The 19,344-nt window shown below is 37.9% G+C and carries 20 protein-coding genes and 1 pseudogene; 5 read left to right on the plus strand and 16 right to left on the minus strand.

The annotated features are described in order from the left end of the window. Positions 1 to 12 precede the first annotated feature (12 nt). From SPPN_RS10305 to SPPN_RS10325, 5 genes are all read left to right on the plus strand, one after another. Complete coding sequence (locus SPPN_RS10305) at positions 13 to 1,074, plus strand: ATP-grasp domain-containing protein (RefSeq protein WP_000604329.1); 1,062 nt, start codon at positions 13 to 15, stop codon at positions 1,072 to 1,074. Next, positions 1,075 to 1,974, plus strand: coding sequence for a GHMP family kinase ATP-binding protein (locus tag SPPN_RS10310; protein ID WP_000771264.1), 900 nt, complete (start codon positions 1,075 to 1,077; stop codon positions 1,972 to 1,974). It begins immediately after the preceding gene. Position 1,975: 1 nt separating this feature from the next. After that, positions 1,976 to 3,178, plus strand: coding sequence for an ATP-grasp domain-containing protein (locus SPPN_RS10315; protein ID WP_000855226.1), 1,203 nt, complete (start codon positions 1,976 to 1,978; stop codon positions 3,176 to 3,178). Between the two features lie 112 nt (positions 3,179 to 3,290). Continuing rightward, positions 3,291 to 3,767 (plus strand): GNAT family N-acetyltransferase, encoded by a 477-nt coding sequence (locus SPPN_RS10320; RefSeq protein ID WP_000777684.1) that lies wholly within the window; start codon positions 3,291 to 3,293, stop codon positions 3,765 to 3,767. A gap of 196 nt (positions 3,768 to 3,963) precedes the next feature. Further along, entirely contained in the window at positions 3,964 to 4,806 is an 843-nt protein-coding gene (locus SPPN_RS10325) for a helix-turn-helix domain-containing protein (RefSeq protein ID WP_000840058.1), read from the plus strand. A 461-nt stretch (positions 4,807 to 5,267) separates the two neighbouring features. Here the strand turns inward: SPPN_RS10325 and comGG are convergent, their stop codons facing one another. The 16 genes and pseudogenes from comGG to patA all read right to left on the minus strand — a co-directional run bounded on the left by comGG (position 5,268) and on the right by patA (position 19,288). Then, positions 5,268 to 5,681, minus strand: a complete 414-nt coding sequence (gene comGG / locus SPPN_RS10330; protein WP_000265635.1) for a competence type IV pilus minor pilin ComGG — start codon at positions 5,679 to 5,681, stop codon at positions 5,268 to 5,270. Further along, positions 5,659 to 6,120 carry a competence type IV pilus minor pilin ComGF gene (gene comGF, locus SPPN_RS10335; protein WP_000250511.1) on the minus strand — a complete coding sequence of 154 codons (462 nt, stop codon included), beginning with the start codon at positions 6,118 to 6,120 and terminating at the stop codon, positions 5,659 to 5,661. The genes comGG and comGF overlap by 23 nt, the downstream gene beginning before the upstream one ends. Continuing rightward, positions 6,083 to 6,385 (minus strand): competence type IV pilus minor pilin ComGE, encoded by a 303-nt coding sequence (comGE, locus tag SPPN_RS10340; RefSeq protein WP_000413380.1) that lies wholly within the window; start codon positions 6,383 to 6,385, stop codon positions 6,083 to 6,085. The genes comGF and comGE overlap by 38 nt, the downstream gene beginning before the upstream one ends. Next, positions 6,348 to 6,782, minus strand: coding sequence for a competence type IV pilus minor pilin ComGD (comGD, locus tag SPPN_RS10345; protein ID WP_044012294.1), 435 nt, complete (start codon positions 6,780 to 6,782; stop codon positions 6,348 to 6,350). The genes comGE and comGD overlap by 38 nt, the downstream gene beginning before the upstream one ends. After that, entirely contained in the window at positions 6,745 to 7,068 is a 324-nt protein-coding gene (comGC, locus tag SPPN_RS10350; protein WP_000738647.1) for a comG operon protein ComGC, read from the minus strand. The genes comGD and comGC overlap by 38 nt, the downstream gene beginning before the upstream one ends. A 1-nt stretch (position 7,069) precedes the next feature. Continuing rightward, positions 7,070 to 8,086, minus strand: a complete 1,017-nt coding sequence (gene comGB / locus SPPN_RS10355) for a competence type IV pilus assembly protein ComGB (protein ID WP_080564700.1) — start codon at positions 8,084 to 8,086, stop codon at positions 7,070 to 7,072. Then, positions 8,034 to 8,975 carry a competence type IV pilus ATPase ComGA gene (gene comGA, locus SPPN_RS10360; protein ID WP_000249547.1) on the minus strand — a complete coding sequence of 314 codons (942 nt, stop codon included), beginning with the start codon at positions 8,973 to 8,975 and terminating at the stop codon, positions 8,034 to 8,036. The genes comGB and comGA overlap by 53 nt, the downstream gene beginning before the upstream one ends. A 75-nt stretch (positions 8,976 to 9,050) precedes the next feature. Beyond that, a complete protein-coding gene (locus SPPN_RS10365) occupies positions 9,051 to 9,416 on the minus strand; it encodes a DUF1033 family protein (protein WP_000286407.1) in 366 nt (121 codons plus the stop codon). A 150-nt stretch (positions 9,417 to 9,566) separates the two neighbouring features. Further along, positions 9,567 to 10,604: pseudogene (locus SPPN_RS10370) on the minus strand (zinc-dependent alcohol dehydrogenase family protein). A gap of 318 nt (positions 10,605 to 10,922) precedes the next feature. Continuing rightward, positions 10,923 to 11,162, minus strand: coding sequence for a hypothetical protein (locus tag SPPN_RS10375; protein ID WP_000907298.1), 240 nt, complete (start codon positions 11,160 to 11,162; stop codon positions 10,923 to 10,925). A gap of 113 nt (positions 11,163 to 11,275) precedes the next feature. Next, entirely contained in the window at positions 11,276 to 11,710 is a 435-nt protein-coding gene (locus tag SPPN_RS10380) for a cytidine deaminase family protein (RefSeq protein ID WP_000355912.1), read from the minus strand. A 13-nt stretch (positions 11,711 to 11,723) separates the two neighbouring features. Further along, positions 11,724 to 13,184 (minus strand): glutamate--tRNA ligase, encoded by a 1,461-nt coding sequence (gltX, locus tag SPPN_RS10385; RefSeq protein ID WP_000031058.1) that lies wholly within the window; start codon positions 13,182 to 13,184, stop codon positions 11,724 to 11,726. A 132-nt stretch (positions 13,185 to 13,316) separates the two neighbouring features. After that, complete coding sequence (locus SPPN_RS10390) at positions 13,317 to 14,666, minus strand: glucose-6-phosphate isomerase (RefSeq protein ID WP_000018271.1); 1,350 nt, start codon at positions 14,664 to 14,666, stop codon at positions 13,317 to 13,319. Between the two features lie 169 nt (positions 14,667 to 14,835). Beyond that, complete coding sequence (locus tag SPPN_RS10400; RefSeq protein ID WP_000124771.1) at positions 14,836 to 15,525, minus strand: gamma-glutamyl-gamma-aminobutyrate hydrolase family protein; 690 nt, start codon at positions 15,523 to 15,525, stop codon at positions 14,836 to 14,838. Between the two features lie 288 nt (positions 15,526 to 15,813). Beyond that, positions 15,814 to 17,580, minus strand: a complete 1,767-nt coding sequence (patB, locus tag SPPN_RS10405) for a multidrug efflux ABC transporter subunit PatB (protein WP_000859874.1) — start codon at positions 17,578 to 17,580, stop codon at positions 15,814 to 15,816. Between the two features lies 1 nt (position 17,581). Further along, entirely contained in the window at positions 17,582 to 19,288 is a 1,707-nt protein-coding gene (gene patA, locus SPPN_RS10410; protein WP_000908125.1) for a multidrug efflux ABC transporter subunit PatA, read from the minus strand. Positions 19,289 to 19,344: the final 56 nt, after the last annotated feature.

Genomic DNA, 19,344 nt, shown 5'->3' on the forward strand with positions numbered 1-19,344 from the left:
ACGTGTAGTAATATGATTTTAGTTGATGATATAGAACAAAGCGAGCAAGAGATATTACTAGAATTAAAAAAAATTCATGAAATTAATCAGTTTGACGCAGTCATCTCATTCTTAGAATTTTATTTAGAATTTGCAGCGAAAATTTCAAGAGACTTGAATATTTTAGGTAATAGTGTAGAATCAGTTCAAATTTGTAATGATAAATATCTGATGAGACAAAAATTGGATCAGCTTGATATTCCTAATATAAAATATAAAAAAGTAAATACAATTGAAGATATAGCAGAATTTTGTAATGACAATAAGTATCCCTTTATTTTAAAACCTAAAAGTGGATATGGAAGCATTGGGGTATATAAAATTAATTCATCCGACGATTTAGAAAAGGCTTTTGTATGGAGTAAACATTCCTCTGATGAATTAATAATTGAGGAATTTATTGAGGGAGACGAATACAGTATTGAGGGATGGATGAATGAAAAAGGTGACCATGAAATATTGGCAATAACAAAAAAAATAACATCCTCTGAGCCATATTTCATTGAATTAGGTCATACTCAACCAACTAATTTATCTTTTCCTATTGAGGATAAAATTAGACACTATACAGATAAATTTTATAAAGGGATCAATAATAAAATTGGTCCTACACACACAGAGATAAAAGTTATTGAGAATAGTGATATAAAGTTTATTGAAGCTCACACGAGATATGGAGGTGATAGAATTTGGGAATTGTTATTGATGACTCAAGGGATCTCTATACAAAATTTGGTTATTAGTTCACTATTTTCTTTTGATATAACAAAGTATAATCGAATTGCTAAATATGCAACTATTTTATTTTTATTTTCGGACAAGGAAAGAAATATTGTAATTGAAAAAATTAACGAAATCATCTCGATCACTGATCTTATAGCTTATGAATTACCTAGGAACACTGAAGTGTCAAAATTAGAGAAATCTGATGATAGATTTGGATACGTCATTTGTAAAGGAGAAACTGAGGCTAAGAGTTTAGAGAATGCAATGAAAATATTACGTAGAGTAGAAGATAGTATTAGAGAGGTATAAATGAAGCTATTGAAGAACGTGAAGTATATATCTAAATTCTATGCACATCATGGAGAAATTATTCAGGGAATATTTACTGATTCATGTGATCATGAAGTATCTGCACTGGTAACTTTACCTTTTAACTTAATGTACTCAGAAGCAAAGTTTCAGATTATTGAAGGTATGAGAGAAATATATGTACTTCCTAAAAGTAAGAAATTTTCTCAAGAAACCATAGATTATTTGAAAGATAAGTACAAACTTTACAATAAAGGCGGTATAATAGAATTAACCAGTAACATAAGGGAAACTAAAGGATATGGTTCTTCCACGGTAGATATCTGTTGTATTATTTCAGTAATATCTAAGGCCTTTGCTTTAAATATCACTGAAGATAAAATGGCTAAAATAGCACAGAAAATTGAGAAGGCTTCTGACTCCACAATGTACATAGATAAATGTATTTTATTTCAGCAGAGAGAAGCTATAGTAAAAAAAGAATATACACATAAACTTCCTAAAATGATCATTGTTGGTGTTGATACAGATGTGAATAGCAAAGTGATTACTTCAGATTTGGAAGTTCCAGATTATTCTTTGGAGGAGAAAAAGATGCTCAATCAAGCATTACGGTATTTTGAGGAATCTCTTCTAACCGAATCTGTAGATTTATTGGGTGAAGCTGCAACGATAAGTGCAAAAATTAATCAAAAGTATCTAAAAAAGCCAAAATTTAAAGAGTTGTTAGAAATAAAAAACAAATCAGCAGCGTTGGGGCTGCAAATAGCACATAGCGGTACGTTGGCTGGTTTAATTTTTTCTCCTGAGCAAAAGGATTTAGACGACAATCTAAGATTGTGCAGTAAGTTACTAGATGAGATAGGTTTAAAAAAGCATTATATTTTTGAGGTTGAGTGATATGAAAACATTAGTAATAATTGAAACGACTACAAGTGGAGCAGGGAATAAAATAATTAAATCAGGAATACAACATGGTTATAAAATTATTTTCCTTTGTTCAAATTTAGACAGGTATGTTAATCTCGAATTAGAACAGTTCTCTAATTTTGAAATCATCATTACAGATACAACCTCATTAGAGCAGGTAATATCTACCATTAACAATATAAAAAACTTAACGGAAAACCTTTTCGGGATAATATCTCTATCTGATTCTTATATTGAAATAGCATCAAAGGCAGCAGAATATTTTAATCTTACCTCATCTAATTCTGAATCTTTAGAAATGATAAGAGATAAAGGGAAGGTACGAGAACTTTTTAAGGGTTATAAATTTTCTGTAGAGAATAAGGTGATATACGATGTTAAAGAGCTTGAAGAGTGGAATACTTTTCCAGCAGTTACAAAGTCAGTAAATGGAACAGGAAGTATTGATGTAAAAGTCTCTTTACATAAGGATGACTTATATAAAGAGACAAAAAAGATGCTAGCAAAATATGGAGAAGTACTTATTGAAAAGTATGAAACAGGTAATTTAATTAGCCATGAATTACTAGTACAAGATGGTAGGATGTTAAGTTTAGGATTTACAAATAGAATTCTTGGGCATATACCACATTTTGTTGAGGTTTCCTATTCTTTCCCTTATATATTAGATTTACAAGAAAAACAAAAATTGGAACAATATAGTGATATAATTATCTCTTTACTTGGTTATAGAAATGGCGCACTTCATATTGAATATATTCTAACTGAGAATGGACCAAAACTAATTGAAATAAATGGTAGATTAGGTGGTGGAATGCTCGGTCCAATGATTTCAAAATCTTTTGGAATAGATATCTATGACTACATCATTAAGATTTTTTGCTCTGAAAAAAATGTGGAAATGAAACACTTCTTACCTCAAAAAGCCTATTCTACTACTGTTATTTACTCCCAAAAAGAGGGAGAATTATTATATAAAGATGATTCACTGGTACATAGTTACCCTAATATTGAAGAATTCTATTTTAGTGCTAAAATTGGTGATTACTTAAAAGAACCTACTAATTTTAAAGGTGATTTAGGTTATATAATGTCTTTTGGTAAAAATACTGAGGAAGCATATCTTAAGGGGCAGTCAGCGTTATCTACCTTAATAATGAAAATAAAGGACTAAAGTAATAACTCTAAATATATCTGATTTTTATAGGACATTTCATAAAAAAATCTACATACCTAGAGTCCTATTTAGTTATGTATCTTACATAAAGAGAAAGGAATTAATTATCATGAAATTATCTTTGTATAGTGAAGTTGACCATTACCATTCTTTAAGTTCTTATTCTTTAAATGATATTACACATACTGATACCCCAAAAAATATTATTGAAAAGTCTAAAAAAGATAAGTATAGATACCCAATAGTAATACTTAATAAAGAACATAAAGTAATTGGATTTTTTTGCCTACACCTAAACACTGGTCCTAAAGAGTATGGCTATTATCAAAATGATTATGCGCTTATTAGAGGATTTTCTATTGATGATAATTTCAGAAATCAAGGATATGGTTCTAATGCTCTGAATAAAATATTTGAATTCATAGACTCAACTTTAAAATTAGAAATTAACCATATTGTATTGGCTGTAAATGAAAAAAATATATTGGCTCAAAAAGCATATAGAAATTCAGGTTTTTTTGTTGTGAAAAAAGATTTAGAAGGAAAAAAGGGGAAATTAATTATTATGGAGAAAAGCAGAAACTAGTATCATTGCTAATTTCTGCTTTTCACTAAGTCTGCTATAAATTTAGTATCCTAGCTTATTTGCATATTTGAGAGAAATGCCAAATTTCAATTTAAAAATTTTTTAAATTTGTTTCTTATAGTTTGTCTTTTAATAATTTTATTATATAATAGATGTATTTTAAATAAATATTGGTTGTGAAAGTTGGAATATCGACATGAAATCAAATTTTGGACAAACCTTACGAAAAATTAGAAAAAGTAAAAATATCTCCATCACTCAATTAGAAGATGGTTGTTTATCGAAATCTCAAATTTCAAGATTTGAACGAGGAGAGTCTGAAATTTCATGTATAAGACTGATTAATCTTCTTAATAAATTAAATGTTACTATTGATGAGTTTATTTCAATACATAACAATAATACGTTGCCTCATTTCCCAACACTAATTAATAACATAAGAAAACTCTATTCTCGAAATGACGTGGAATCGTTAAAAATCTTACTTAATGCAAACTCAAAATACACCACTAACTCTCTAGAAAATACGATGCTGAAATCTCTATTATATACACTTACTCCTGACATTTCACCAAGTGAAGAGGAATTACTTGAATTAACTGATTATCTATTCTCAGTTGAAATTTGGGGTTTTTATGAAATAGTGCTACTTGGAAATTGTGTTAGAACCCTCAATTATAACACTGTCTTCTTGTTAACCAAAGAAATGCTCAAAAATTACCACTTTTCAGTAACTAATAAAACTAATAAAATTTTAGTGACTCAGCTCTCAATAAATTGCTTAATAAGCAGTATAGATAATGAGATTTTTAGTAATTGCCAATTCCTTATCAAAAAAATTGAAAATCTACTCCGAGATGAGTTAAACTTTTACGAGGAGACTGTTTTTATCTATGCTAATGGATACTATGAGCATAAACTTGGACTAAGTACAGGTAAGAAAAAGATGGAAAAATCCCTTAAAATCTTAGAACTATTAAATAAACATCATTTGCATTCAAGTTATAAGAAACATTACCTAGAACATATAAAACAATAAAGGCTTATCGCTATCTACTGTTTAGTAGCAAACACGGCAAGTGTACGGACACTTACTGAAAAATTGACGAAGCAGGCCTTTTAAGGTACTGCTTCGTCAATTTTTATATTAGGAAGAATCCTACCTCTACTCTTTCAAATTTAAAAGAGATCTCATTATGACAAATTGCACTTTTCAAAGAGAAGTTGACACAAAGTCATACCAAAACTATGACTGAGTTTTTTATAAAATGTGTTTCTGAGGAACATATCTACATCATTAATATCAGGCTGAGCAAAAAGTCTTTAAAATCAGAAAAACGCATAGTATCAGATATTCAAGACCTGATATTATGCGTTTTATTTCACTTCATTTTCTCCTGAAATTGAGTTTTTCCCATCCTCAACATCTTCTAGCCAATATTGCCAACAACACCAATTAAATGGCAAAGTATGTGAACACCCTTATAGAAAAGACGTGGGCTAGGAATTCTCTTTCTTTTCAAGCTCCTCTTCTGATTTTTTCTTCTCTACTTTTTCGCTTGAATCGGTCGCTACCTCCTCCTTTTTATCCTTTTTCTCTTCTTTGATTTTGACTGAGGGAAATAGGAACTCATATTGACTCTTAGGCGTACGAACCGTCGTCACCAAGCTTGTTTTCTTATTTTGATAGCTCACCTGACCTAGGTTATAAACCTGTTCTCCACTTTCTTGCTCAACCTTATCTTTGGTTCGCTTGGCCATGGCAAAAGCAATTAACTTTTCTTTATTTAAAGCATAGTCTCGATGGTGGACGACTTGTCGGTTCAAGTAAAATTGTAACAAAAGACTAAAGATGGCTGCCATGGTGACTGCATAGAGGAGAACACCTGCCTTAACTTTTTTCTTTTTCCACACGATAGATGAACTCCCTTTCTAAGCCTTTTTTGAACTGGAAACGAAAGCGAACCACTTGATTGTCCTCTGTAATCTGTGCGGATTTGAGGCCATAAACCATCGGCTGATAACCCCGTCCACTGGCATCGGTTTTCCGAAAATCATCTGATTTAGACTTGCCTATCGCAATTTCCTTGCCATCCTGCTTCATATAGAGGCGATTGCCTTCTACTTTTTCGAACTGCGAACGGTCTAATTCTACCTCCAACTGGTCCACAAACAAGAGCCACTCTTTTTGCTCGCTTTGCTGCTGATAGCGAACATCTGAAATGAGGAGCTGACTCATGGCTTGAAAGAGAAGTAAGCTTCCACTGATGACAATGAGGGCAATCAAGGATTCTAACAAGGTAAAAGCCTTGACCTTATGGCTCTTTGATAGCCAACAACTGTTCTGAACCATGATAAACCTCCAATCCCTTTTCACTAGAAAACACCTGAATCTCAACTCCATTTATGTTTACCTGATTTTGACCTGTCTGCAAGGCCATCTTAGCTACCCTCAAGACTTCTTCCTTTTGCAAGATTTTTGCTTCTTCTTGTCTATTTTTTTGAATTTGTCCCAAAAGGAGGGTCGCAATGCTGGCAAAGATAGCTAGAGCGACTACTGCTTCCAGTAAAATTACTGCCCTAATTTTTTGTTTCCTTAATGCGTTTAATTTTTCCATTTCCTAGATATAATTGATAACGAATCGCTCCTTTACTGGTCTGAAATTCAACCTTAGCCAGGGACGAATTGCCCCCAGCTCGGTCAAATGTAATACTTTGTCCCGATGGTGACTGAATCCCTTTAGGGACTGTCAACTTTTGACTGCCATTGCTAATCGTCTGCCCATCTAAGTTCAGACTAGTCTTTTGCTGACTAGCTACACTGCGTTTTTGGGTTTCCCGATAGAGTTCTTCAAACTCCATAAAGAAAATCTGCTCCTCTACCGCCGCAAAAGTAGACTGGACAGAGCCTGACAAGCCCAAGGCAAGGATACTCACAAGTCCCAAAACCAAGAGGCTTTCCAGCATGGTAAAGGCCTTAATCTGCAACGGTTTGAGTCTTATTTTGTTTTGCATGATATTCTTTATAAGCTTTAGCTTGCTCTTCTGTGATTCGATCATTTGCTTGTAATTTGCTTAGGCTAGCATCTTCATTTTTTTCTAAGCTATAAAGCTCTGCCTGGCTTTCCACTACCTTAACAACAGCAGCTTTTCCTTTATCATTGACAGCCTCTTTTTGCTTGGTCAAATTTGGTACAAAGAGTAATAGAAGCACGCTGATGATGAGCAAGACCACCAACATCTCCACAAGTGTAAAAGCTTTAACCTTAGCTTTTTTCAAGAATGTCATCATTTTTTTCATTTTAAAAATTTACCTCCATATTTTGATACATGGGCATGAGCATTGCCGCATAAAGTAAAACGATAATCAGTGCTACAAAGATAAAAACCAGTGGCTGCACCAAATTCATGGTGCGGTTGACTCGGGTAAAAAAGGCTTCCCAAGTTTTTTCAGCATAGATTTCCAACTCACTCCCCAGCTTAGACTTGACTTCACCATACTCGATGATGAGACTCAACTCCTTTTTAAAGAAAGGATAGGTTCCTATAGTTTGAGAAAATTCTCGACCATTTTGGAGAGAATGAGCCAAATCTTGACCGATTTCTTTAAAGAACTGGGAACCTTGTTCCTGCATCATTTGAAAAATCTGCGTCAACTCCATTCCCTGTGAAATCATATTCCCCCATTCACGTGCATAATAGGCTGTCAAATAGGTCTGCACAAAGATTCCAATAAAGGGAAGGCGCGCTAAGATAGAAAAGACGCGCATCTTAGAACTTCTTTTATAAAAAGTGAGTGCTAAAAGGACACCTACTGAAACAAAAACTATCATTCCTAGAAAGATTTGTGGCAGATTACCGATAATTTGGGTGGCAATATTGCTACTATCCAGTTGTGGGAGCAGGTAATTCCGTAACCCCAGCATAATTAAGAGAAGAAAACCCAGCAAAATCAAGGGATAGGTCGCTACTTCAATCAATTTTTTCTTGACCTTAGCCAGATTGTCCAGATATTCTTCTATCTTTCCCAAACTCAGGTGGAGATTGCCATGAACTTCAGCTAGGGATAACTGGGTGACAATGGCACTTGAACATCCCAAACTTTCCATCATTTCTGAGAATGATTTCCCCTGAGACAAGCCCACACGCATCTGGGTCACACACTGCCTGTCCAACAAAGCACTCCTATCTAAAAAGGAGATGGTCTCCACCAGATGAAAACCGCTAGAAAAGAGATTGTTAAATAGGGTGATGATATTTTTTTGCTTAGCTGTAGCTAATTTTTTCCGTCTCAGCCTGAAGACTTGTGATATGTCCATCTTTAAGAAGCTGGTCAATTTGCTCATTCCACTTGGCTGCTTGGTGTTCTTGATAATCTCTGCTTGCAAAGTCAACGATTCCTCCTCCCCCGATTAATCTCTGGTAGCAGACTCCTTGCAGAACAACTGCCAATTCTTCTTCACTCACACCCAACTCCAGCAGACGCTCATAAACACCTCGGATACTCTTGGCGTGAATGGTTGAAAAAACTGTTGCACCTGTCAAACTAGCTCTGACCACTGCACGCGCCGTCTCGCTGTCCCGAATTTCTCCGATAATCAAGAGATCTGGTCGATGACGCAAGGAAAGTTTGATTAGATTTTCATAGGTTAGGCCGATTGCTTCGTTCAACTGCAACTGAAGCATGTCGTCCTGCTTGATTTCTACAGGATCTTCGATGGACATAACTTGTTGCCCCTTAAAGAGTGACTTGGACAATTCATGCATCAGGGTCGTCTTACCACTCCCAACCGGGCCAGCAAAAAGATAGAGTCCCCGTTGCCTGTACTGCTTGCCTAATTCTTCAATATCCTGAAACCAAAAATGCAAGTCCTGCTCTTCATCGTGCAACAAGCGAATGACTAAACTCTCATGCCCTCGATAATCGCCTACGGTAGATAAACGTAGGGACGCCATCTTCTGGTCATATTCATAGTCACAGGAACCGAGTTGACTACGTCGCTTTTCTCCCACATTCATACCCGCCACAAACTTAAAGTGACTGATGACGGCCGCAAATTTTTCGAAGTTATAACAGCCAATTTTACAGCGCTCGTCTCCTACCCTCATATGAAGCTCATAGGCATCTAACTTAGGGACAAAATAAATATCTTGCGCTCCTTTTTTCCGGGCCGAACGAATGATTTCTTGTGCAATTTCTTGAACCATACCTACCTCCTCACCTATACTATTCGCAAAGATTTGGGAAAAATAAAAAAGCAACTCCAAAAAGTTACTTTTTCTCTATTTTACTTTCATACGGCAAGAACGGTGCCTTTCCTTACCTGTTTGTTTTTCATAGCCTGGACGTAGTTTTTCATCTGGAATAACCTGCTCATCCTGTAAAAGAGCCAAAGAATGGTATTGTTGTAAATACTCGTCACATTCATCACACCAGCGTTGGTCTTCTGGGTCCCAAAAAATGGTCATCAAATCACTTCTACTTTTATAAAGAGGGGATTCTTGTTCCAATCTAAACCAGCAAGTTTTGTAGTATTTGAGAGCATCATAATACTGGTCAAATTTCTTACTAGCTACAATATCTTCTTCCCAACCTTCTAAGAACCACCAGGGTTCAAAATCTCCGTACATTTCTATAACACGATACATATTCATTCATTCCTTTGTACCGTATATTATAACCAATTCCGCTAAACAAGGAAAGAAATATGCTCATTTCTTAATTTCTTGATAAAAAATCCAGCCATCTGATGGATGACTGAATTTCTATTTGCTTGTGTTCCAAAATCTTTTTACTACCTATGCTTCAGAAATATCGTTTTCGATGATGACCTTAATGGCATGGTGGTCTGCTGCCTTACCGAAGACTTCGTAGGCTTTTTCAATTTCACTGAGTTTGAAATAGTGAGTTACCAATTTTTCTGGTTCAATCTTATGACTTTCAAGTGCTTTCAACAATTGTGGAGTTGTATTTGTAGATACCAAACCAGTTGTTACATTGATGTTGCGAATCCAAAGTTTGTCCAAATCGAATTCAACTGGTTTACCATGTACACCACAGTTGGCAACTGTTCCGTCTACACCGATAATCTTTTGACAGAAATCAAATGTTACAGGAATACCAACAGCTTCGATAGCGACATCCACACCACGACCATCTGTCAAATCATAAATTTCTTTAATGGCTTTTTCAGGATCTGAAGAATTAACCTTATGAGTCGCACCGAATGATAGGGCAGTTTCCAAGCGGTTATCATCTAGGTCTACCATAATCAATTGAGCTGTCAAAAGTGCAGCCAATCCAACTGGTCCTGAACCAATAATAGCTACGCTACAACCAGGTTCCACTTCCCCTTTTAAGACACCAATTTCATATCCAGTAGGCAGAATGTCTGATAGCATAACCAAGGATTCATCTGACAAGTCTTCTGGAGTATGGTAAAGAGTGTTATCTGCATGAGGGACACGTAGATATTCAGCCTGCATACCATCAATCAAGTGACCGAAAATCCAGCCCCTTCGTCTTCACAGTGGGCATAAATTCCTTTTTTACAGTAGTAGCATTTACCACAGGCGCAGACACAAGAAATCAAGTCCTTGTCGCCTTTTTTGAAGTTAGAAACTCCTTCCCCAACTTCTTCAACAATCCCAATCCCTTCGTAGCCAAGAATGGTACCACTTTGACAAGCAGGAACATCCCCTTTGATAATATGGAGGTCTGTTCCACAAATAGTATTTTACGATACGCACAATAGCGTCTGTTGGCTTGCGAAGCACTGGTTTATCTACATCAACAAAAGAAGCAAGTCCTGGTTTAACATAAGTATAGGTTTTCATAAAGCACTCCTCCGTTTTTTAAATGTACTATTTATAATATAATTGCAAGCCTTTTCAATTGGCTCTTTAGGTATTTTTGTGATATTTTTAACTTTTTTATTTACCGGTAAAGCAATGTAGATAAAAAAGCAGAAGCTAGCCTCTAACTTCTGCCTTCTCTCTTATGACTCATCTCCAATTTTTCTGATACCTGCAACAAAAATCGAAGATAATAATAATTGGGTAACACTCAACTGATCAAATCCAAAAATGTAATGTTCTAGCAAATGAAATAAGAAAACAAACAAAAACAAAGATAATAAAATCTTACACATAGATTTAAGCCCAGAAATTAATCCGTCCATTATTTGGATATACATCCCTAGCATCAACCCATTGAGCTACCGCATAACCTACATTGTAGAAAATGTTAATATAATCAAATATACGTTCAAGAAGTTCAGCTAACCGATTGCTATAAATGCCTAAACGAATAGCAGCTTTTTTAGCTACCCTACTTAAAGTAGCTTTAGCAACTGCCAATCCTTTTTTCTTTACCAAATTACCAATGCCTGCCACACCACCGGAAATAGCAGTAGCAATTAGATTTTCTACTTTTTTAAACTTTTTTCATTTTTTCAAGTACAGTTTTTCAAATTATAGTAAAAAGAGCCAGAATTATACTGACTCTTCTATTGATTATTAAACTTAGAAGCACGTTCTTCTCCCCACCAATAGGGCATTAGTTCTGCGACTTTCACTGTCTTTCTTGTATCGTAGTCCATCATGAATTCTGCATCTTTATTTTCAGCGTTCAACTCTAATAGGAATTCTCTGCAAGCTCCACAGGGCATTCCTGAACTTCCACCATAAGGTGGTTTGTCGCGAAAGGCTAATACTTTTTTAACCTTAGTTTGTCCTGAAAATTGGTACATATTGAAGAGAGCTGCCCGCTCTGCGCAGAGATGGAAAACACCACAGGTTCCCTCCATACAGAATCCTGTAAATATTTGTCCATCTTCTGCTTCTACTGCGGCAACGACATGATTAGCATAAACAAAATCAGATACTTCATGTGGATTATACAATTTCTGTGCTTCTTCGTACATCTTTTCCCAGATGTCCATTATTGCCTCCTTCTTATTTAGAGATCTCTTTTAGCATGTTTTCGATATGCTGAATTGATTTTTTACGTCCAAGCAAGAAAATTGTATCTGGTAATTCTGGTCCATGCATTTCACCTGAAACTGCGATACGAATAGGCATGAAAAGATTTTTCCCTTTAATACCTGTTTCTTTTTGGACTGCTTTAATTTGTGGGAAGATATTCTCTGTCACGAATTCATCGTCTGTCATCGATTCAAGTTTTGCTTTGAAGGCTTCAAGAACTGTTGGGACTGTTTCCCCCGCCATGACTTCGCGCTCTGCTTCGGTCAATTCTGGGAAATCTGAGAAGAAGAGATCTGTCAATGGGATAATCTCATCTACTGATTTCATTTGTGGTTTATAGAGCTCAACTAATTTTTCAGCCTTGTCAGTCAATCGACCCGCTTCTTCTAAGAATGGTTTTGCCATTTCAAAGATGGTTTCTAGGTCCGCATTCTTGATATAATCATTGCTCATCCAGTCTAGTTTTTTCTGGTCAAAGGCAGCTGGAGACTTGCTGAGGCGGTTTTCATCGAAAAGTTTAATAAGCTCTTCACGAGAGAAAATCTCATCTTCGCCACCTGGGTTCCAACCAAGAAGAGCAATAAAGTTAAAGACTGCTTCTGGTAAATAACCTTTTTTACGGTAGTCTTCGATAAACTGAAGGGTGTTGGTGTCACGTTTAGACAATTTTTTACCAGTTTCAGAGTTGATAATTAAGGTCATGTGACCGAACTCTGGAGCTTCCCAACCAAGTGCTTCATAAACCATAAGCTGTTTTGGTGTATTAGCAATGTGGTCATCTCCACGGATTACATGAGAGATTTGCATATCGTGGTCATCGATAACAACGGCAAAATTGTAAGTTGGGTAACCGTCTTTCTTTTGGATAACCCAGTCACCACCGATATTGCCACCTTCAAATTCGATATCTCCTTTGACCATATCATGCCACTTGTAGATACCTGATTCATTGACAGCCAAACGAACCGTTGGGATGATACCAGCAGCTTCGCGTTCTGCGATGTAAGCAGCTTTTTCCTCTTCACTCATACCAAGGTATTCATTGATGTAACGAGGGGTTGCACCAGCTACTTCTTGGCGTTCGCGTTCAGCTGCCAACTCTTCTTCTGTAACGTAAGATTTGTAGGCCTTTCCTTCAGCTAGCAATTGGTCGATGTATTTTTGATACAAGTCCAAACGTTCAGACTGGCGGTAATTTTCATGTGTTTCTGGGCTTTCATCCCAATCCATGCCCAACCAACGAAGGTTTTCAAGCTGTGAACGTTCTCCATCCTCGACATGACGTTTACGGTCAGTATCTTCGATACGGATAATAAAAGTTCCACCGTGATGACGGGCGTATAGGTAGTTGAACAATGCTGTACGGGCATTTCCGATGTGTAGTAGTCCTGTTGGACTTGGTGCGTAACGTACGCGGATATCTTTTGACATAGTTTCTCCTATAAAGTATCTAGGCGTCTGCCTTTTTGCTCTCTATATTATATCACAAGTCTTGGCTGAGTCCAATTTCTATGGATAAAGAGAGTAAAAAGAGTGGGCAAACCACTCTTTTCTTCTCTTCTATTATAGACGTGCGTTAAGTTCTTTGCTCAATTCTTCAAATCCTGGTTTTCCAAGAAGGGCAAACATGTTACGTTTGTAAGCTTCAACACCTGGTTGGTCAAATGGGTTGATGGCATTCAAGTAACCTGAAAGGGCAATAGCCAATTCGAAGAAGTAGATAGTGTATCCAAGAGTGAAAGCATCTTGCTCAGGAAGAGTCACGTACATGTTTGGTACATCACCATCTGTGTGGGCAAGAAGAACACCATCAGTTGCTTTTTTGTTTACAAAATCAACGTCTTTTCCTTGAAGGTAACCAAGTCCATCAAGATCTTCTTCCAAAGTAGGGATAATCACGTTCTTACGAGGTTTGTCAACACGAACAACTGTTTCAAACATGATACGAGTTCCCTCTTGGATAAATTGACCCAATGAGTGCAAGTCAGTTGAGAAGTTGGCTGAAGTTGGATAGATACCTTTTTGGTCTTTTCCTTCTGATTCACCAGCCAATTGTTTCCACCATTCTGAGAAGTATTGAAGTGATGGCTCGTAGTTTACCAAGATTTCAGTTGCATAGCCTTTACGGTAAAGGATGTTACGAACGGCTGCGTATTGGTAAGCTTCGTTTTCAGAGATTTTGTCTGAAGTGTAGTCTTTACGAGCTGCGTTGGCACCTTCCATAAGGGCTTTGATATCAGCTCCTGACGCTGCGATTGGAAGCAAACCAACTGCTGTCAATACTGAGAAGCGTCCACCGATGTCATCTGGAACCACGAATGTTTCCCAACCATTGGCATCTGCTTCAACCTTAACAGCACCTTTTTGGCGGTCAGTTGTTGCATAGATACGTTTGTTGGATTCTTCTTGTCCGTATTTCTTAACCAAGAGTTCTTTGAATACACGGAAAGCGATGGCTGGTTCAGTTGTTGTACCTGATTTAGAAATCACGTTTACTGAGAAGTCTTTGTCTGCAACATACTCTACCAAGTCAGCAAGGTAAGTAGATGAGATTGAGTTTCCTGCGTAAAGGATTTGTGGAGCTTTGCGTTCTTCTTTTGTTTGCAAGTTAGCAAAATGGTGGTTCAAGAAGTCGATTGCTGCTTTCGCACCAAGGTAAGATCCACCGATACCGATCACAACCAAAACATCGCTGTCTGACTTGATTTGCTCAGCAGCTTTCAAGATGCGGTCAAATTCTTCACGGTCGTAGTTTTCAGGAAGGTCCAACCATCCCAAGAAGTCGCTACCAGCACCAGTTCCTTTACGGATCAATTCATCTGCTGCTGTTACTTGTGATTGCATGTATTCCACTTCATGTGGTGCAACAAATTTGTCTAAAACTTTTGAATAATCAAATTTAATATGTGACATGTTATTCCTCCAATATTTCTTCTTTTCTATCATAACGCTTGCCTTCGTTTTTTTCAAGTTTTTTTGTCGAATTTCTCCAATTTTTATCATAATTCAAACGTTTGCGTAAAAATCCCATATTCAAAAAAATTGAAAAAATAAAATAAAGAACGACCAGATACACCAGCCGTTACAGTTCATTCAATAAATACTCAAATAATTTTAAATTGCCATCTTCTTCATTAACTAGAAACTCTGGATGCCACTGCAAACCGATAATACGGTGTTCGTCGATAGACTCAATCGCTTCGATGGTTTGGTCTCTTGGATCAATAGCAGTTACACGGAAATTAGGTGCTAAATCTTTAATGCTTTGACGATGGACGGAGTTGACCTGACTTTCTTTTCCAAATAGCTTAGCCACCACGCTTCCTTCCACTGTCTCAATAGAGTGAGATGTCCCGAAAGGTAGTCCTTGCCAGTGACCTTCGATTTCTTGATTGAGGGTTCCACCAAAGGCAACATTGACAAGTTGAACACCGCGACAGATTGCCATAATTGGTTTGTTCTGACGGAGAGCTTCCTTCAAGAGTGCCAATTCAAATTCATCACGGACCAGATTGTAATCATCGCTCTCGATGGTCTTTTTCTCTCCATAAAACTGAGGATGGACATTTTGCCCACCTGTCAAGATGAGCTTGTCAATCATTTCTACATAATCGCGCACGACTGACTCATCACCGACAGGAATGACTAGAGGGAGACCGCCGACTTGACGAATGCTCTCTGCGAATCTACAAGATACAGATGAATGAATGTTTTTGCCTTCTGCGTCTACGGGACATAGATTTGCAGCAACTCCTACAACCGTTCTAGCCATGATGTCTCTCCTTTCGAATGTTAATACTCTTCGAAAATCTCTTCAAACCACGTCAGCATCGCCTTACCGTATATATGTTACTGACTTCGTCAGTTCTATCTACAACCTCAAAGCAGTGCTTTGAGCAACCTACGGCTAGCTTCCTAGTTTACTCTTTGATTTTCATTGAGTATAACGATAGTCCTATCATATCACTCAAAGCGTCTTTCGTCTAATATGTTTTTTTTAAGACTGTGATAAAAATTTTTTATGGACAAGAAAAAGCTGCCCCATAGGACAACTTCTTTCTTATTCAAAAACAAATTGATTGTGATAGAGTTCTGAGTAGAATCCACCTAGTTTCAAGAGTTCATGGTGGTTACCACGTTCAATGACCTCTCCATCTTTAAGGACAATAATCTGATCAGCATTGAGAATAGTTTTCAAGCGGTGGGCAATAACGAAACTGGTTTTGCCTGCTACAACTGCCTCCATGGCATGCTGAATCTTGCTTTCTGTCACCGTATCTACGTTTGAAGTGCCTTCATCGAGAATGAGAACTTCTGGATCTGTCATCAGGGTTCGAGCAATGGAAATCAATTGCTTCTGCCCTGTCGAGAAGATACTCTGCTCATCATCAATAAGAGTATCGTACTTATCAGGCAAACTTTCGATATAGTCGTGAATGTGGCTTGCTTTGGCTGCTGACTCAACCATTTCCTGACTGGCATCTGGCACACCGAAACGGATATTGTCTCGAATGGTTCCGCTAAAAAGAACGGAATCTTGCAAGACAATTCCCACTTTACTTCTAAGACTATCTAAATCATAGTCACGAATGTCTTTATCATCAAAATAAATACCGCCAGCATCAACATCATAAAAGCGATTGATGAGGTTCATAATAGTGGTTTTCCCTGAACCCGTTGGCCCAACAACTGCAGTCATCTGGCCTTTAGGGGCAGAAATGTTGACATCTTTCAAAATAGGTTTATCAGGCAAGTATGAAAAATCGATATGACTGATTTCAACACCTTCTTGCAACTGAGTGAAGATTGGAGCCTTTTCAGGTCGGATTTCTTCCTCTGCATCAAACATTTCCTGTATCCGTTCAGCCCCTGTAAAGGCCAACTGAAGACTTCCCCAACTAGCTGCAACTTGAATAATAGGCTGGTAGTACTGTTGTGAAAATTGGGCAAACATCACAATCAAACCTAGGGCTGTACTTGTTTCAATAGTCTTATCGTTTAATAGAACGGCCGAACCAGCAAAGATAACGACGGCTGTATTAACCAGACTCATCCCATTCATGACAGGGAACAGAATTCCTGAGAACATCCTTCCTTTAAAGGTTGCCTTGCGTACGCGCTCATTTTGTTCAAGAAATCCTGCCATCATATCCTCTTGAATTCCTTGCACAATCACGGCTTTTTGGCCTGAGATACTCTCATCCATATAGGCGTTGAGCTTCCCTACCTCTTTCTGCTGGAGATTGGTGTATTTGCGTGCCATTTTCACGATGAAAATCAGCATAAGGAAAGCCAATGGGGTGCTGGCAATGGTGATAAGAGCCAGCGTCACATTTCTCGAAAACATGACAAGAATCAGACCAATGTATAAAACAATATTGCTCATGACCTGAATCAAGCTTTCGTTAAAGGCTTGGAGGATATTATCCAAATCACTGGTAAAATGAGACAGGATATCGCCATCTTGTCGGCGGTCAAAGAAAGAAACCGTCAACCGAGCAAGCTTGCCAAAGAGGCCTTTGCGCATCTCGTTGGTCGACTCTGCAATCACGCGCGTCATGAGACACATGTATATGACACTGGAGATAAAGAGAACCAAAACCAGCAGACCAAGATTGACCATGATTCCTGATAGACTTTGCCAAACAAGTTCTGAATTGCCATCTTGATAAGCTTGAACTAAATTAGCTAGCTGCGTCACTGCTTGTCCAGAAAAGACTGGAAAGAGGGCTTGGGCAAGAGTCGCTAGAACAATCATCAGAATGACAACTACAAATGATAGCTTATAGACTTTAAAATAATGCCAAAAAAATTGAACTGTCTTCATTTTACTCCTCCTTTCCTTTCTGTGTTTCATATATTTCACGGTAAACAGCATTATTGACAACCAAGTCTGCATGCGTGCCTTGACCAATCAATCGTCCTTGATCTAGAACCAAGATTTTATCTGCATTAACAACCGAGCTAATCTTTTGCGCGATGATAATGGTTGTTGTTCCCTTCAAGTCCTTATTCAAGGCTTCTTGAACCAGGCGCTCTGACTTAGCATCCAAGGCCGAGGTCGAATCGTCAAAAATCAGAATACGTGGATTGCTGACAATCCCACGCGCAATCGACATCCTTTGTTTTTGTCCACCTGAGAAGTTGGTTCCTCGTTCCTCAACTGGACTTTCAAAGGTTTTCTCCATACGATGAATGAATTCACTGGCTTGGGCAATATTGGCTGCACGCTCCATTTCAAATAGAGTGGCATCTCCTTTGCCCTGTCTCAAGTTATCTGCAATGGTTCCACTGAAGAGAATAGCACGTTGGAGAACGATAGAAACAGTTTTACGCAGGGTTCCTTCACTCACTTTGCGAATATCCTTGCCTCCGATTTTGATAGCCCCTTCCTGCGGGTCAAAGAGACGTGGAATCAATTGAGCCAAGGTTGACTTTCCTGCACCAGTGGCTCCAACTACACCAACCATCTGACCAGGTTCAATAGTAAAGCTCACATCTTTCAGCATCGGTTCCTTATCCATTGGATAGGTAAAGGTCACATTTTCAAAGCTAAGACTTCCGACCAACTCTTCATCTGGGACATCCTTGAAGGTCATGGCTGGCTCTGCGTCAAGAATTTCTCGAATACGACGCATAGAAATCATGGCACGACTGACAGAATTTCCTAAAAATCCAACCATAACAATGGTAAAGATAATCTGGCTCAGGTAATTAACAAAGGAAGCAATAGAGCCAACAACTGACGGATCCGACTGAACCATCCCTGCAACTAGCCAAATAGAGAGGAATACCGCCCCATAACCGACCAACATCATGAAAGGTTCCACTACTGAAAAGGCATAACCAATGTAAAGGTTTTGACCAAGAAGCTCGTCTGAAACCTCCGTAAACTTAGCAAATTGCTCTTTTTCTTGGACAAAGGACTTGACCACGCGAACGCCACGCAGATTTTCCTTGGCAATGGCATTGATACGCTCAAGAAGGGTTTGAAACTTGGCAAAACGAGGCCCCATCATTCCCATCATGACAGCAGTCAAACCAAAAATCAAGACTACCATGAGAACAATCACCCACCACAGAGAAGGTAAGGTTTGAACTGCCAAGATAAAGGAACCGATGAACAAGAGGGGGAGTCTGAAAAGAATTTGGAAGGTCATCATGACGACGTTCTGAATCTGGTTGATATCATTTGTCATGCGAACGACTAGATTTCCCGCATTAAATTGTTCAATATTAGCATAAGAAAAGGTTTGGATTTTACGGAAGGCATCCTCCCGAAGGTCAGATGAAACTCCTTGGGCAATATAGGCTGCGAGGACAACATTGAGTCCACCAGCAACTAGACCGACTACGGCCACACCAATCAACCAAGCCCCGATACTATAAATAGCTTCATATTTTCCAGCAAGGAGGGCGTCTAACACTTCCTGCAGGTAACGCGGTTGCAAAAGTGAACTGGCAACCATCAAGCCTGTCATCAGGAGCGAAGCCAAGGCCTGCCACTTGTAGGTTTTTATTTTCTGAATCAGCATACTTTCTCCTTAAAAAATAGACAAAAGGGAGCGACAATGCGTCAGCTCCTTTTCAT

Source organism: Streptococcus pseudopneumoniae IS7493, assembly GCF_000221985.1.
GTDB classification, from domain to species: Bacteria; Bacillota; Bacilli; order Lactobacillales; family Streptococcaceae; genus Streptococcus; species Streptococcus pseudopneumoniae.

Bases quoted from the DNA above. Each gene is read 5' to 3' on its own strand.
- SPPN_RS10325 (WP_000840058.1), top strand. From the start codon at position 3,964: ATGAAATCAAATTTTGGACAAACCTTACGAAAAATTAGAAAAAGTAAA.
- comGC (WP_000738647.1), bottom strand. From the start codon at position 7,068: ATGAAAAAAATGATGACATTCTTGAAAAAAGCTAAGGTTAAAGCTTTT.
- SPPN_RS10380 (WP_000355912.1), bottom strand. From the start codon at position 11,710: ATGGACATCTGGGAAAAGATGTACGAAGAAGCACAGAAATTGTATAAT.
- comGE (WP_000413380.1), bottom strand. From the start codon at position 6,385: ATGGAAAAATTAAACGCATTAAGGAAACAAAAAATTAGGGCAGTAATT.
- gltX (WP_000031058.1), bottom strand. From the start codon at position 13,184: ATGTCAAAAGATATCCGCGTACGTTACGCACCAAGTCCAACAGGACTA.
- patB (WP_000859874.1), bottom strand. From the start codon at position 17,580: ATGAAGACAGTTCAATTTTTTTGGCATTATTTTAAAGTCTATAAGCTA.
- SPPN_RS10310 (WP_000771264.1), top strand. From the start codon at position 1,075: ATGAAGCTATTGAAGAACGTGAAGTATATATCTAAATTCTATGCACAT.
- patA (WP_000908125.1), bottom strand. From the start codon at position 19,288: ATGCTGATTCAGAAAATAAAAACCTACAAGTGGCAGGCCTTGGCTTCG.
- SPPN_RS10305 (WP_000604329.1), top strand. From the start codon at position 13: ATGATTTTAGTTGATGATATAGAACAAAGCGAGCAAGAGATATTACTA.
- SPPN_RS10390 (WP_000018271.1), bottom strand. From the start codon at position 14,666: ATGTCACATATTAAATTTGATTATTCAAAAGTTTTAGACAAATTTGTT.
- SPPN_RS10320 (WP_000777684.1), top strand. From the start codon at position 3,291: ATGAAATTATCTTTGTATAGTGAAGTTGACCATTACCATTCTTTAAGT.
- SPPN_RS10365 (WP_000286407.1), bottom strand. From the start codon at position 9,416: ATGTATCGTGTTATAGAAATGTACGGAGATTTTGAACCCTGGTGGTTC.
- SPPN_RS10315 (WP_000855226.1), top strand. From the start codon at position 1,976: ATGAAAACATTAGTAATAATTGAAACGACTACAAGTGGAGCAGGGAAT.
- comGB (WP_080564700.1), bottom strand. From the start codon at position 8,086: ATGGACATATCACAAGTCTTCAGGCTGAGACGGAAAAAATTAGCTACA.
- comGA (WP_000249547.1), bottom strand. From the start codon at position 8,975: ATGGTTCAAGAAATTGCACAAGAAATCATTCGTTCGGCCCGGAAAAAA.
- comGF (WP_000250511.1), bottom strand. From the start codon at position 6,120: ATGGTTCAGAACAGTTGTTGGCTATCAAAGAGCCATAAGGTCAAGGCT.
- comGD (WP_044012294.1), bottom strand. From the start codon at position 6,782: ATGCAAAACAAAATAAGACTCAAACCGTTGCAGATTAAGGCCTTTACC.
- SPPN_RS10400 (WP_000124771.1), bottom strand. From the start codon at position 15,525: ATGGCTAGAACGGTTGTAGGAGTTGCTGCAAATCTATGTCCCGTAGAC.